Origin of the sequence: Bacillus sp. PS95 (assembly GCF_037963565.1) — a bacterium.
In the GTDB taxonomy this organism is placed as follows: Bacteria; Bacillota; Bacilli; order Bacillales; family Bacillaceae; genus Bacillus; species Bacillus subtilis.
In genome coordinates this window covers 2,265,165-2,279,588 of record NZ_CP150160.1, presented here as the reverse complement: position 1 = coordinate 2,279,588, position 14,424 = coordinate 2,265,165, and the positions used below count along the sequence as shown (strand labels likewise).

Genomic DNA, 14,424 nt, shown 5'->3' with positions numbered 1-14,424 from the left:
TTGCGTATCAAAGAACATTTAAAACAGCTGAAGCCTTATCAGCCTGGAAAGCCGATTGAAGCAGTGAAATCAGAATATGGCTTGGATAAAGTTGTGAAGCTTGCTTCAAACGAGAATCCTTACGGCTGTTCAGAGGCTGCAAAAGAGGCGCTTCATCATGAGATTCAACAGCTAGCCCTTTACCCGGACGGGTATAGCGCCGCTTTGCGGACAAGGCTCAGTAAGCACCTCAATGTCAGCGAAACATCACTTATTTTCGGCAACGGTTCTGATGAAATCATACAGATCATCTGCCGGGCATTTTTAAACGATAAAACAAACACGGTTACTGCTGCCCCCACTTTTCCGCAATATAAACATAATGCGGTTATTGAAGGTGCTGAAGTACGTGAAATTGCACTTCGTCCCGACGGCTCACATGATTTAGACGCCATGTTAGAAGCCATCGACGAACAGACACAAGTCGTTTGGATATGCAGCCCGAATAATCCGACTGGCACTTATACATCTGAAGGAGAATTACTCGCATTTCTGGAGCGCGTTCCTTCTCGTGTCCTTGTCGTTCTTGACGAAGCATATTATGAATATGTAACAGCAGAGGATTACCCGGAAACCGTGCCGCTCTTAAGCAAGTATTCCAATTTGATGATTTTGCGCACATTTTCAAAGGCATACGGTCTGGCAGCGCTCAGAGTCGGATACGGAATTGCTGACGAGAACCTGATTCGCCAGATTGAGCCGGCGAGAGAGCCGTTTAATACCAGCCGTCTGGGCCAGGCTGCGGCGATTGCAGCACTTGATGATCAAGCGTTTATTGCTTCCTGTGTCGAGCAAAATAATGCAGGCCTTCAGCAGTATTATGATTTTGCGAAAACTCATGGTTTAAAGTGCTACCCTTCACAGACAAATTTTGTGTTAATTGACTTTAAACGTCCTGCTGATGAACTGTTTCAGGCTCTGCTGGAAAAAGGCTATATCGTCCGGTCAGGAAACGCATTAGGTTTCCCGACATCACTCCGGATTACGATCGGAACAAAAGAGCAAAATGAAGAAATACTTGCCATTTTAGCTGAAATTTTATAAGAGGTGATCAAATATCACCTCTTTAGTCTATAAACCAGGTGATGACGTATGAATCAAATGAAAGATACAATATTGCTCGCCGGTCTCGGATTGATAGGCGGTTCGATTGCCCTAGCCATCAAAAAAAATCATCCCGGCAAACGGATTATCGGAATCGACATCTCTGATGAACAGGCGGTAGCGGCATTAAAATTAGGCGTGATAGACGATCGTGCTGATTCGTTTATTAGCGGTGTGAAAGAGGCAGCTACAGTAATCATTGCGACACCTGTTGAACAAACACTGGTTATGCTTGAAGAGCTGGCTCATTCAGGAATTGAACATGAGCTTTTGATTACGGATGTAGGAAGCACAAAGCAAAAAGTGGTTGATTACGCTGATCAAGTGCTGCCTAGCCGCTATCAATTTGTCGGAGGGCATCCGATGGCGGGTTCACATAAATCAGGAGTGGCCGCTGCGAAGGAGTTCCTGTTTGAAAATGCATTTTATATTTTAACGCCAGGCCAGAAAACGGACAAACAAGCTGTGGAACAGTTAAAAAACCTGCTGAAGGGGACGAATGCCCATTTTGTGGAAATGTCGCCCGAGGAGCATGATGGCGTTACAAGTGTAATCAGTCATTTTCCGCATATTGTAGCAGCCAGTCTTGTTCACCAAACCCATCATTCGGAAAACCTGTATCCGCTTGTTAAGCGTTTTGCTGCCGGCGGATTCAGAGATATTACAAGAATTGCATCAAGCAGCCCGGCAATGTGGCGGGATATTTTATTACATAATAAAGATAAAATCTTAGACCGTTTTGATGAGTGGATTCGTGAAATTGACAAGATCCGTACATATGTAGAACAAGAAGATGCGGAAAATCTATTTCGTTATTTTAAAACAGCCAAGGATTATCGCGACGGGCTGCCGCTTCGGCAGAAGGGAGCGATACCTGCATTTTATGATTTATATGTGGATGTACCCGATCATCCGGGTGTAATATCCGAGATAACAGCGATCTTAGCTGCGGAGCGCATCAGTATCACGAATATCCGCATTATCGAAACACGAGAGGATATTAACGGGATTTTAAGGATCAGTTTTCAGTCTGATGACGACCGCAAAAGGGCAGAACAATGCATTGAAGCCCGGGCGGAATATGAAACTTTTTATGCTGATTGAGGTGGAAAAAATGAAACGAGAAAAGGTGCAGACCTTACATGGAGAAATACATATTCCCGGTGATAAATCCATTTCTCACCGCTCTGTTATGTTTGGCGCGCTAGCGGCAGGCACAACAACAGTTAAAAACTTTCTGCCGGGAGCAGATTGTCTGAGCACGATCGATTGCTTTAGAAAAATGGGTGTTCACATTGAGCAAAGCAGCAGCGATGTCGTGATTCACGGAAAAGGAATCGATGCCCTGAAAGAGCCAGAAAGCCTTTTAGATGTCGGGAATTCAGGTACAACGATTCGCCTGATGCTCGGAATATTGGCGGGCCGTCCTTTTTACAGCGCGGTAGCCGGAGATGAGAGCATTGCGAAGCGCCCAATGAAGCGTGTGACTGAGCCTTTGAAAAAAATGGGGGCTAAAATCGACGGCAGAGCCGGCGGAGAGTTTACACCGCTGTCAGTGAGCGGCGCTTCATTAAAAGGAATTGATTATGTATCACCTGTTGCAAGCGCGCAAATTAAATCTGCTGTTTTGCTGGCCGGATTACAGGCTGAGGGCACAACAACTGTCACAGAGCCCCATAAATCTCGGGACCACACTGAGCGGATGCTTTCTGCTTTTGGCGTTAAGCTTTCTGAAGATCAAACGAGTGTTTCCATTGCTGGTGGCCAGAAACTGACAGCTGCTGATATTTTTGTTCCTGGAGACATTTCTTCAGCCGCGTTTTTCCTTGCTGCTGGCGCGATGGTTCCAAACAGCAGAATTGTATTGAAAAACGTAGGTTTAAATCCGACTCGGACAGGTATTATTGACGTCCTTCAAAACATGGGGGCAAAACTTGAAATCAAACCATCTGCTGATAGCGGTGCAGAGCCTTATGGAGATTTGATTATAGAAACGTCATCTCTAAAAGCAGTTGAAATCGGAGGAGATATCATTCCGCGTTTAATTGATGAGATCCCTATCATCGCGCTTCTTGCGACTCAGGCGGAAGGAACTACCGTTATTAAGGACGCGGCAGAGCTAAAAGTGAAAGAAACAAACCGTATTGATACTGTTGTTTCTGAGCTTCGCAAGCTGGGTGCTGAAATTGAACCGACAGCAGATGGAATGAAGGTTTATGGCAAACAAACGTTGAAAGGCGGCGCTGCAGTGTCCAGCCACGGAGATCATCGAATCGGAATGATGCTTGGTATTGCTTCCTGTATAACGGAGGAGCCGATTGAAATCGAGCACACGGATGCCATTCACGTTTCTTATCCAACCTTCTTCGAGCATTTAAATAAGCTTTCTAAAAAATCCTGAAGTTTTACTTCAGGATTTTTTATGCAGATCATAATTCGAGGCGAAAAAACATAGCTTGTCTTATAGAACGGATAGAAAAACGAAAAGGGGGGATGTGCTTTACTTACAAGCCGGCAGGTCAAAGAGCTGCTTTACTGTACAGAGGGCGATCTTCCTTTTTTCATTTTCTATCTCAAGATCTTTTGGTAAACTAATAAGACTCAATAATTCCCTTCCGTACAGAAGCATCTTATTTGCCGGGGGCATTCGTCTGAATTATGATAAGATTAACCCGAACAAATAAAGCTTTTTTTGTATGGTTGATGTTGTATAGGAAAAGAAAGGACCGGTCCGATTTGAATACATTGATTCAAGAAGCCATAAAATTAGTTGAAGCAGGTGAAACAGAAAAAGGCCTCAACACGCTCTCGAAGGCTGAAAAACAGCTGCATGATGAAGATAAAGCCATTGCAGCCCAGCTTTATTACGAGTGGGGCGATGTAGAAAAAGCCATTTCACTGATTAGTGATCTACATGATTTATATCCAAATGAAACAGAACTGACGAATTTCTACGCTGAACTTTTAATAGATATTGACGAAGAAGAAAAAGCCCTCGCTGTGCTGGAGACTATTCCGGAAACAGATCCATCATATCCGGAAAGTTTGCTGCTTATGGCGGATCTTTATCAGATGCAGGGGTTATTCGAAGTCAGTGAACAAAAGCTTTTCCAGGCAAAGTCCATTCTGGACAATGAACCTGTTATTGATTTTGCACTGGGAGAACTTTACTTTGCTCAGGGAGCCTATGCAAAAGCGGTTCAATATTTTAAAACAACGGCTGAGGAGCAGAGTGAGATCGGGGGCGTTAATGTCCATCAAAGACTGGCAGAATCGTTAAGTGCCTCAGGTGAATTTGAGGATGCCATTCCATGGTATGAGAAAGCTGTCGATGAGAATCCTGATCCTAATACGATTTTCGGCTATGGTTTTACAGCCTTACAGGCGGGGCTTGTGAAAACAGCTATTAAGCAGCTGTCTGATTTAAAGGAGCTTGATCCATCTTATACTTCACTTTATATGCCGCTCTCGAAAAGCTATGAAGCTGAAGGAATGTATGAAGAGGCATTAAAAACGGCAAAAGAGGGGATCAGATATGATGAATATAACAAAGAACTTTTCCTTTATGCCGCCAAAATGGCCTTAAAAATCGGGAAGTCAGAAGAGGGGAAGAAGCTGCTTCAGGAGGCGCTTGCGCTTGATCCGGGCTTTGTCGAGGCCCTTCATACACTTCTTGCCGTGTATCACAAAGAAGAGGATTATGATCAGATCATTGATCTTATTCAAGAGGTTCGAAGCTACGGTGAAGAAGATCCTAAATACAATTGGTATCTTGCAAGCGCATATACTGAATTAGAGCAATACGAGGAAGCAAAACAATCCTTTGAGGCTGCCTATCTTCATTACCGGGAGGATAGAGATTTCTTATATGAATACGCAAGCTTCCTATTAGAAGAAGGCCTTCAAAAAGAAGCGCTGCCGCTTTTGAAAAAGGTTCTTGAAATGGACGGAGCCAATGAAGAGCTTGAAGAAACGATTTTGCGAATCGAGGATGAATTTTCTAGATAAGCAGGAATATTAACCATTCATGTGGAACATATAAGTATATAGATTATACGAACGATAGAGGAGGGAATTACATGCAGACCCCTGTTTCTGTCAATGAGAAAAAAGATTTTATCCGTTGGTTTTTAAACCATTATCAGTTAAAGCGCCGAGAGTGCGTTTGGATCTTGAACTACTTAATGAGCCATGATTCTCTCATGGAGAAGGTTCATTTTGTGGAGCAGGCTGAATTTTGCCCGAGAGGCATTATAATGTCAACACATTGTGTTGAAGAAGTTCCGTTCCGGTTCTATAAAGAGAATGTCATGACTACCGACGCGGAAAAATCTTTTCATGATATTAGATTAAATAAACAGCAGGATTTGTTTATCCAGCTTAATTTCCGTTCGGCTTACAGCTCACCTGAATATGCGGCGGTGCTGGAGTCCAACCCGCATATTCCGAAAAACCTTTTTGAGAATAAAAAAGATCAGGGATTGGCGGAACAGATTTTAGAGCACGCTATTTCCACATTCCAAAGAGAAAAATTATTAAAAGACATTGACGACGCGTTAGATCGTCATGATAAAGAGGCATTTGAACAATTATCGCGCCAATTAAATCAGCTCACATAATATGACCAGCCTTGCAGTGAATTGCAAGGCTTGTTGCCGTAAAGGGGGAGAACCATGAGGTGGAGAATCACTGATGCCAAGGACTATTTACAAGCTAAGGATTACATTGATACCGCTGTCATACCATTAATTAACATAAGGGTTAATAACCATTTTAAAATGGCGGCGGAGAAAGGCGAGTTTACGCAGCTTCTTTCAGAAGAACTTGAAAGGCAGTTAAAGGGACGGGTATATTTACTTCCTCCTTATACATATGTTGATAGAAATGAAATAACCGTTCAAGGGCTTAAGGATTTGCGGGAAGAGCTGATAACGGAATTTCCGCATGTTGTCCTGCTCACATCTGACGAAAGTTGGAGTGCTGAGGAGGCGTTAGGCAAAATGATTGTTACACCGTCTGTTCCATTAGAGCATTTAAATGACTCTTTAAAAAGAAAAATATTGGATGAACGCACTGCTGAAATTTTGAACGTTTTGTTACAGTTATGGAGCACTTCATAAAAACACTTACATTTCCTTATAAACAATATTTTGGCTATATTGACCTTGCTGAGAGATTCATATATTATGAGGGTGTCTAGAGTTATTGCAATATTTTCTATTTTAGTCAGTTTGCAGGGGTGACCTAGAGGGGGGAGAAGAGATGGGCGGAAAACATGATATATCCAGACGTCAATTTTTGAATTACACGCTCACAGGCGTAGGAGGTTTTATGGCGGCTAGTATGCTCATGCCTATGGTTCGCTTCGCACTCGACCCGGTATTAAAATCGACAGGGAAGCAGGATATGGTTCAGGTTGTCAGCGTTGATGAGTTGACAAAAGAGCCGCAGCGCTTTGATTTTAAAATTAATCAAGTCGATGCCTGGTATGAGTCAGAAGAGTCAAGATCAGCCTGGGTCTTCAAAAACGGGGATGAAATTGTAGCACTTTCGCCAATTTGTAAGCATTTAGGGTGTACGGTGAACTGGAATAGTGATCCTAAAAACCCGAATAAATTCTTTTGTCCATGCCATTACGGACTCTATGAAAAGGACGGCACCAATGTCCCTGGCACGCCGCCGCTTGCGCCTCTTGATCATTATGAGCAAGAAGTAAAAGACGGCTTCCTGTATCTTGGAAAAGCAAAGCCTAAGGGGGAAGGGTGACATGCTGAACAAAATTTATGACTGGGTAGACGAGCGGCTTGATATTACACCGATGTGGAGGGATATTGCCGATCACGAAGTACCGGAACATGTGAATCCCGCCCATCATTTCTCTGCGTTTGTGTATTGCTTTGGGGGACTGACGTTTTTTGTAACCGTTATCCAAGTATTATCTGGAATGTTTTTAACGATGTATTATGTGCCTGATATCAAAAATGCCTGGGAATCGGTATATTATTTGCAAAATGAAGTGGCATTCGGCCAGATTGTCAGGGGGATGCACCACTGGGGTGCGAGTCTGGTCATTGTGATGATGTTTTTACATACGCTGAGGGTCTTTTTCCAAGGCGCGTATAAAAAACCGCGCGAGCTGAACTGGATTGTCGGTGTGCTGATCTTCTTTGTTATGCTCGGTCTTGGCTTTACAGGCTACTTGCTTCCTTGGGATATGAAGGCTCTGTTTGCAACAAAAGTCGGGCTGCAGATCGCCGAAGCCACGCCTTTGATCGGAACGCAAGTTAAAACGCTCCTTGCAGGGCATCCGGATATTGTAGGCGCCCAAACGCTGACTAGGTTTTTTGCGATCCATGTATTTTTTCTTCCTGCCGCATTGTTCGGGCTGATGGCTGCACATTTTATTATGATCCGGAAGCAGGGGATTTCAGGACCGCTTTAAACTCTTGATCTGCGAATAAAAGGGAGGGGATGACATGCACCGGGGCAAAGGGATGAAATTTGTAGGCGACTCAAGGATACCGGCTGAAAAAAAGCCGAATATACCGAAGGATTATTCGGAGTATCCGGGTAAAACAGAGGCTTTCTGGCCAAATTTCTTGTTAAAGGAATGGATGGTTGGAGCTGTCTTTCTCATCGGTTTTCTCGTTTTGACGATTGTGCATCAGCCGCCTTTAGAGCGGATGGCGGACCCGACTGATACTGGTTATATTCCGCTGCCGGATTGGTATTTTCTTTTCTTATACCAGCTGTTGAAGTATGAATACGCCGCCGGAAGCTTTACAGTGGTCGGCGCCATGATTATGCCAGGTCTCGCTTTTGGGGCCCTGCTTTTGGCCCCATTTCTAGACAGAGGGACAGAAAGAAGGCCGTGGAAGCGTCCGGTCGCTGTCGGTATGATGCTTCTGGCCATTTCCGCTGCTGTATTTTTGACGTGGCAGTCAGTTGCTACTCATGACTGGGCCAAGGCAGAAGAACAGGGAAAAATTACAAAAGAAGCCGACATTGACACCAATGCAGAAGGATATAAGGTTTTTAAGGAACAGGGCTGTATTTCTTGCCATGGGGATAACCTTCAGGGAGGAGCGGCCGGGCCTTCATTGGTTGACAGCGGGCTGAAACCGGATGAAATCAAAAAAATCGCTGTAGAAGGGAAAGGCAAAATGCCGGCGGGTGTGTTCAAAGGAAATGATAAGCAGCTCGAAGAACTTGCAAAATTTATTTCTGAAACAACCGCAAAATAACGTATTGTGAATTGTCAAATGGAAGGATATACTTTTATTATCAAAAGCTGACCCGGCGTCAGCTTTTTTATATGGACATATTATTTTTACAGACTGAGAGTTGATTCGATGTGAAATGGTTTCAATATGTATTAGGGCAGCGGCCGATGCTTATTCTTGTCTTAGCCATTAATTTTCTGGGAACGGTTTACGGCTACTATTGGTACTTGCCGCAGCTTTTGGAGACACCGGCACGTTTCCTGATTTTTGTTCCGGACAGTCCGACAGCAACGTTTTTCTTTCTGTTTGTGCTGCTTGCCTTTCTCATGAAACGGAATGCTCCGTTCTTTGAGGCGCTTGCGCTAGTTACCCTCGTAAAGTATGGCCTATGGGCGGTGGCTATGAATTTTCTTGTGCTTGCAGTAACTGGTGACTTGCCGTGGGAGGGCTACATGCTAATTGCTTCGCATTTTGCAATGGCAGTTCAAGGCGTATTATACAGTCCGTATTTTCGTTTTTCATTTTGGCATCTTGCAATTGTTGCAGTCTGGACACTGCATAACGATGTCATTGACTACTTGTTTGATATGATGCCGCAATACTCTATGCTTTCTGATTATATGACTGAAATAGGATACGGAACATTTTGGCTAAGCATCTTTTCAATCGCGCTTGCTTACTTTCTTGTGGTCTCAAAAAAGCAAACGAAGCTTGATCTGATGTAAAGACAATGTTGGTCTATCCTTGTCCCTTTCTTCATATTCTGTAAGGAGAGAGAGTGGGAGGGACCTGCATGAAACGAAAGCTGACGATCTGTTTGTTGATTGCACTTATTTTTTATAATGGAAATGCCAAGGCTGCAGAGCGGGGAAGCCTCGAGGAATTGAATGATTTATCCGATACAGTCTTTCAAATGACCCGACAGGCGAAATATGAAGAGGCGCTTCAAGTCTTGGAGTATTTTGAAAAAACATTAAAATCCGCTGAGAAAAAACAGCAAGACCCCATGCTAACGGGAGCCCAAATTCGTCAAATCACATTGGGCTATAATGATATGGTTCGGAGTTTAAAGCAAGCTGATACATCAGACACACAAAAACTCAGAGCAGCCGCGCAGTTCAGAATGCTGATGGATGCGGTTGACAATCGGTCGGACCCGCTTTGGGGCTCACTGGAAAAACCGATTATGGAAGCTTTTACTGAGCTGAAGCGAGATGTCCAGAAGAATGGAAGCACAAGCTTTCATGAAAAATGGAATGAATTTATCAGTTTATATGACTTGATTTACCCCAGTCTTACAATCGATGTATCAGAGGATCAGCTTGAAACAGTCGGAAAACATATAGATGTTATTGAGCAAGAGGAATTTCAGCAAATGACAGAGAGCACAAAGCTTGAACGGCTTTCCCTTCTTCAGCATGACCTGAAAAATGTGTTTGACAGGGTGGAGGAGGATGATGCCGATCCGTCTTTACTCTGGGTGATGATTACAACCGGCAGTATCATCATTACTGCTCTTACCTATGTCGGTTACAGAAAGTACAAGGCGGAAAAAAACAAGCTGAAAAAAAGGGACTACCCTAAATAAGGATGAGGGGCGGCGGTCAGCCGCCTTTTTTCTATTACATGTCAGCGCGGAAGCGGATTTTTATTTTCATCAAGCGTAAATCCTTCTCCGAGCACATCGTGAACATCGCTTACCGCTACAAAGGCATGGGGATCAATGGAGTTAATCACGCTTTTCAGCATCACCAATTCGTTTTTCGGCACCACACAATAAAGTACATCTATATCCTCTTTTGTGTAGGAACCTTGTCCTTTCAAAATGGTGACGCCCCGTTCCATTTCTTCAAGAATCTTTTTCTGAATCAGGTCGTTTTTCGAAGAGATGATCGTAGCGCCTTTAGCAGCGTATCCGCCTTCCTGAATAAAATCGATTAATCTTGCCGCTACAAATACAGCTACCAGCGTATACATTGCTTCTTTATAGGAGAGATAAGTAAGCAAAGACAAAATGATGACGCAAGCATCGAAAGCAAACATCGTTCTGCCCATCGGGATCCCAAAATACTTATTCACTAAACGTGCGATGATATCAACACCGCCTGTTGTACCGCCGAACTTGAAAATAATTCCCAGTCCGGCTCCGATGAATACGCCGGCAAATAAAGCGGCGAGCACTAAGTCGTGCTGAAGGGGCATATGGATTTCATATCGCTGAAAGATGCTGAGGAACAAAGACAATGCTACAGTGCCGACAAGGGTATAAACAAACATTGTCCTGCCGAGCAAACGCCAGCCAATAAAAAAAATCGGAATGTTCAACACCAGGTTCGAGATAGAGGGGCTGATGTGGAAAAGGGCATAAAGCAAAAGTGTAATACCTGTAAAACCGCCCTCAGCCAGATTGTTCTGCATATTGAAATGAACCAAGCCAAATGAAAAAATTGCCGCTCCGATTAAAATAAAAAATATGTTTTTTAATCTAATTTCTCCAAGCATCACACAAAACCCCTTTTCCTTCCATTAGATAGCGTTTATATTATAGTGGATGAAAAAGAAAACAGCAAACGTGCTTAAACATTTGTCAAACGTATCTGAATTAGCTAACATGTAAGAGGATGATAGGAGGTTTCGTTCAGTGAGTGATAAAACAATGAAAGACATACAGGCTGAAGTAGACCGTTACATCGGCCAATTTAAAGAAGGATATTTCAGCCCGCTGGCCATGATGGCGAGGCTGACTGAAGAACTGGGCGAGCTTGCCAGAGAAGTGAATCACCGTTATGGAGAAAAACCAAAAAAAGCGACTGAAGATGATAAAAGCATGGAAGAGGAAATGGGCGATGTGCTTTTTGTATTGGTTTGTTTAGCCAACTCCCTTGATATCTCTTTAGAGGAAGCCCACGACCGAGTCATGCATAAATTTAATACAAGAGATAAAGATCGCTGGACCAGAAAAGAAGAAGGAAAGTAGAGGAGATCGAGATGTCAAACGAAACAATTAAAGTAGTCATTGCGGGACCGCGTGGAAGAATGGGGCAGGAAGCTGTTAAATTGGCAGAACGAACACCTCATTTTGACCTTGTCGGGGCCATAGACCATACATACGATCAGCAAAAATTATCTGATGTGATGCCTGTTGAGTCAGATGCTTTCATTTACACAGATATCCATGCCTGTTTTACAGAAACACAACCGGATGTTTTGATTGATTTAACAACGCCCGAAATCGGAAAAGTACATACAAAAATTGCATTAGAGCACGGAGTCCGTCCAGTTGTCGGAACAACCGGTTTCTCAGAAGCTGACTTAAAAGAGCTCACGTCTTTAACAGAAGAAAAAGGGATCGGAGCCATCATTGCGCCAAATTTTGCGCTCGGTGCGATACTGATGATGAAATTTTCAAAAATGGCTGCCAACTATTTTGAGGATGTTGAGATTATTGAGCTTCATCATGACCAGAAGCTTGACGCACCAAGCGGAACTGCGCTTAAAACAGCGGAAATGATTTCAGAAGTCCGTAAAGAAAAGCAGCAAGGACATCCGGATGAAAAAGAAATTCTCCCAGGAGCAAGAGGAGCGGAGCAAAACGGCATTCGCTTGCACAGCGTCCGTCTTCCGGGACTGATCGCGCATCAGGAGGTCATGTTCGGCATGGATGGCCAAACGCTTCAGATACGCCATGATTCTTATAACCGGGCTTCTTTCATGTCAGGCGTTAAACTGTCAGTCGAACAAGTCATGAAGATTGATCAGCTTGTGTACGGTTTAGAAAATATCATTGATTAGACGGGGGGATAAACAATGAAAATTGCTTTGATCGCGCATGACAAGAAAAAACAGGATATGGTTCAATTTACGACTGCCTATCGGGATATTTTAAAGAATCATGATCTATACGCAACCGGAACCACAGGGTTGAAAATTCAAGAGGCGACAGGTCTTCAAATTGAACGTTTTCAATCCGGCCCTTTAGGGGGAGACCAGCAAATCGGTGCACTGATCGCTGCCAATGCACTCGATCTTGTCATTTTTTTGCGCGACCCGCTGACCGCGCAGCCGCATGAACCGGATGTCTCGGCATTAATCCGTTTATGTGATGTGTATTCCATTCCGCTCGCCACAAATATGGGTACTGCGGAAATTCTCGTCCGCACACTTGATGAAGGTGTTTTCGAATTCCGTGACCTTCTTCGGGGAGAAGAGCCGAATGTATAATGCTGACGTTCTTGCTTTTGGCGCCCACAGTGATGATGTCGAGATCGGAATGGGCGGCACAATAGCGAAGTTGGTCAAACAGGAAAAAAAAGTAATGATATGCGATTTGACAGAAGCGGAACTCTCTTCTAACGGTACGGTCAGTTTGCGTAAAGAAGAAGCAGCTGAAGCAGCCCGCATATTAGGCGCAGATAAAAGAATTCAGCTAACGCTTCCAGACCGCGGCCTAATAATGAGTGATCAGGCAATTCGGTCAATTGTCACTGTCATCAGAACCTGTCGGCCAAAAGCGGTTTTTATGCCGTATAAAAAGGATCGCCATCCGGATCACGGCAATGCGGCTGCACTGGTGGAAGAAGCGATCTTTTCCGCCGGAATCCATAAATATAAAGATGAAAAAAGCCTTCCGGCGCATAAAGTCAGCAAGGTTTACTATTATATGATAAATGGTTTTCATCAGCCGGATTTTGTCATTGATATCTCGGATACAATAGAGGCAAAGAAACAAAGCCTCAACGCCTACAAAAGCCAGTTTATCCCGTCAAAGGATTCAGTTTCTACTCCTCTGACGAATGGTTATATCGAGATCGTTGAAGCGAGAGAAAAGCTTTACGGTAAAGAAGCGGGCGTGGAGTATGCCGAAGGTTTCTTTTCCAAACGGATGCTGATGCTTGATCATGATGTGCTTGGGGGCGAACAATGAGAAAACTAAAAATAGGAATCACATGCTATCCGAGCGTTGGAGGCTCGGGTATCATTGCGACAGAACTGGGGAAGCAGCTTGCTGAAAAGGGACATGAAATCCATTTCATCACATCAAGCATTCCGTTTAGACTGAATACATATCATCCCAATATTCATTTTCATGAAGTTGAGGTTAATCAATATGCTGTTTTTAAGTATCCTCCGTATGATTTGACATTGGCAAGCAAAATCGCAGAGGTGGCGGAACGGGAGAATTTAGACATTATCCATGCTCACTATGCTCTCCCGCATGCCGTTTGCGCCTATCTTGCAAAACAAATGCTGAAACGCAATATCGGCATTGTTACAACTTTGCATGGCACGGATATCACGGTGTTAGGTTATGATCCGTCTCTAAAAGATCTGATCCGTTTTGCTATTGAGTCATCAGACAGGGTGACTGCCGTCTCCTCAGCGCTTGCGGCTGAAACGTACGATTTAATTAAACCGGAGAAAAAAATTGAAACGATTTATAACTTTATAGACGAGCGCGTGTATCTGAAGAAAAACACAGCGGTGATTAAAGAGAAACATGGAATTTTACCAGATGAAAAAGTCGTCATCCATGTGTCCAACTTTAGAAAGGTTAAACGCGTGCAGGATGTCATCCGTGTGTTCCGCAATATCGCTGGCAAAACGAAAGCGAAGCTGCTTTTAGTCGGAGACGGTCCGGAGAAATCGACAGCCTGCGAGCTTATCAGAAAATATGGCTTGGAAGACCAAGTCTTAATGCTTGGAAATCAAGACCGTGTTGAAGAGCTTTATTCTATTAGCGATTTGAAGCTGCTGCTATCTGAAAAAGAAAGCTTCGGTCTTGTCCTGCTTGAAGCGATGGCTTGCGGAGTGCCTTGTATCGGAACAAACATTGGCGGTATCCCTGAGGTTATTAAAAACAATGTGAGCGGATTTTTGGTGGATGTCGGTGATGTTGCGGCCGCAACAGCCCGCGCGATGAGCATTTTAGAAGATGAACAGCTAAGCAATCGTTTTACAAAGGCGGCAATAGAGATGCTTGAAAATGAATTTTCTTCTAAAAAAATTGTCAGCCAGTATGAACAGATTTATGCCGATTTAGCAGAACCGGAGTGATCAC

Annotated in this window: 17 protein-coding genes; 16 read left to right on the top strand and 1 reads right to left on the bottom strand. The window is 43.7% G+C overall.

Annotated elements, in window-relative coordinates; genetic code table 11:
* The 11 genes from hisC to ypjB all read left to right on the top strand — a co-directional run bounded on the left by hisC (position 1) and on the right by ypjB (position 9,954).
* The gene (gene hisC, locus NSQ12_RS11600) at positions 1-1,083 is read left to right on the top strand and encodes a histidinol-phosphate transaminase (protein WP_004399129.1); all 1,083 of its coding nucleotides are present in this window, start codon (positions 1-3) and stop codon (positions 1,081-1,083) included.
* Between the two features lie 48 nt (positions 1,084-1,131).
* Positions 1,132-2,247 carry a prephenate dehydrogenase gene (locus tag NSQ12_RS11595; protein WP_003230615.1) on the top strand — a complete coding sequence of 372 codons (1,116 nt, stop codon included), beginning with the start codon at positions 1,132-1,134 and terminating at the stop codon, positions 2,245-2,247.
* A 10-nt stretch (positions 2,248-2,257) separates the two neighbouring features.
* Positions 2,258-3,544 carry a 3-phosphoshikimate 1-carboxyvinyltransferase gene (aroA, locus tag NSQ12_RS11590; protein ID WP_031315588.1) on the top strand — a complete coding sequence of 429 codons (1,287 nt, stop codon included), beginning with the start codon at positions 2,258-2,260 and terminating at the stop codon, positions 3,542-3,544.
* 335 nt (positions 3,545-3,879) lie between these two features.
* A complete protein-coding gene (locus NSQ12_RS11585; protein WP_003230620.1) occupies positions 3,880-5,151 on the top strand; it encodes a tetratricopeptide repeat protein in 1,272 nt (423 codons plus the stop codon).
* Between the two features lie 71 nt (positions 5,152-5,222).
* Positions 5,223-5,762: a ReoY family proteolytic degradation factor gene (locus NSQ12_RS11580; protein ID WP_004399171.1), complete on the top strand. Its 540-nt coding sequence runs from the start codon at positions 5,223-5,225 to the stop codon at positions 5,760-5,762.
* Positions 5,763-5,816: 54 nt separating this feature from the next.
* Positions 5,817-6,263, top strand: a complete 447-nt coding sequence (locus tag NSQ12_RS11575; RefSeq protein WP_041336362.1) for a YpiF family protein — start codon at positions 5,817-5,819, stop codon at positions 6,261-6,263.
* A gap of 142 nt (positions 6,264-6,405) precedes the next feature.
* Entirely contained in the window at positions 6,406-6,909 is a 504-nt protein-coding gene (locus NSQ12_RS11570; protein WP_003230627.1) for a ubiquinol-cytochrome c reductase iron-sulfur subunit, read from the top strand.
* 1 nt (position 6,910) lies between these two features.
* Positions 6,911-7,585, top strand: coding sequence for a menaquinol-cytochrome c reductase cytochrome b subunit (gene qcrB / locus NSQ12_RS11565; RefSeq protein ID WP_003225560.1), 675 nt, complete (start codon positions 6,911-6,913; stop codon positions 7,583-7,585).
* Positions 7,586-7,619: 34 nt separating this feature from the next.
* A complete protein-coding gene (locus NSQ12_RS11560) occupies positions 7,620-8,387 on the top strand; it encodes a menaquinol-cytochrome c reductase cytochrome b/c subunit (RefSeq protein ID WP_003225562.1) in 768 nt (255 codons plus the stop codon).
* Positions 8,388-8,497: 110 nt separating this feature from the next.
* Complete coding sequence (locus tag NSQ12_RS11555) at positions 8,498-9,091, top strand: DUF1405 domain-containing protein (RefSeq protein WP_175407065.1); 594 nt, start codon at positions 8,498-8,500, stop codon at positions 9,089-9,091.
* Positions 9,092-9,159: 68 nt separating this feature from the next.
* A complete protein-coding gene (gene ypjB / locus NSQ12_RS11550; RefSeq protein WP_015251822.1) occupies positions 9,160-9,954 on the top strand; it encodes a sporulation protein YpjB in 795 nt (264 codons plus the stop codon).
* 41 nt (positions 9,955-9,995) lie between these two features.
* Here the strand turns inward: ypjB and NSQ12_RS11545 are convergent, their stop codons facing one another.
* Positions 9,996-10,868, bottom strand: a complete 873-nt coding sequence (locus NSQ12_RS11545) for a YitT family protein (RefSeq protein WP_339174775.1) — start codon at positions 10,866-10,868, stop codon at positions 9,996-9,998.
* 139 nt (positions 10,869-11,007) lie between these two features.
* Between NSQ12_RS11545 and NSQ12_RS11540 the strand changes: the two genes are divergently transcribed.
* Genes NSQ12_RS11540 through bshA form a run of 5 tightly spaced genes read left to right on the top strand, consistent with a single transcriptional unit; the run spans position 11,008 to position 14,420 of the window.
* A complete protein-coding gene (locus NSQ12_RS11540; protein WP_004398044.1) occupies positions 11,008-11,343 on the top strand; it encodes a nucleotide pyrophosphohydrolase in 336 nt (111 codons plus the stop codon).
* Between the two features lie 11 nt (positions 11,344-11,354).
* A complete protein-coding gene (dapB, locus tag NSQ12_RS11535; RefSeq protein ID WP_003230638.1) occupies positions 11,355-12,158 on the top strand; it encodes a 4-hydroxy-tetrahydrodipicolinate reductase in 804 nt (267 codons plus the stop codon).
* A 15-nt stretch (positions 12,159-12,173) separates the two neighbouring features.
* Complete coding sequence (gene mgsA, locus NSQ12_RS11530; protein WP_014477171.1) at positions 12,174-12,587, top strand: methylglyoxal synthase; 414 nt, start codon at positions 12,174-12,176, stop codon at positions 12,585-12,587.
* Positions 12,580-13,290 (top strand): bacillithiol biosynthesis deacetylase BshB1, encoded by a 711-nt coding sequence (bshB1, locus tag NSQ12_RS11525; protein WP_106073515.1) that lies wholly within the window; start codon positions 12,580-12,582, stop codon positions 13,288-13,290. The genes mgsA and bshB1 overlap by 8 nt, the downstream gene beginning before the upstream one ends.
* Positions 13,287-14,420, top strand: coding sequence for an N-acetyl-alpha-D-glucosaminyl L-malate synthase BshA (bshA, locus tag NSQ12_RS11520; RefSeq protein ID WP_129092498.1), 1,134 nt, complete (start codon positions 13,287-13,289; stop codon positions 14,418-14,420). Before bshB1 ends, bshA begins: the two co-directional genes overlap by 4 nt.
* Positions 14,421-14,424: the final 4 nt, after the last annotated feature.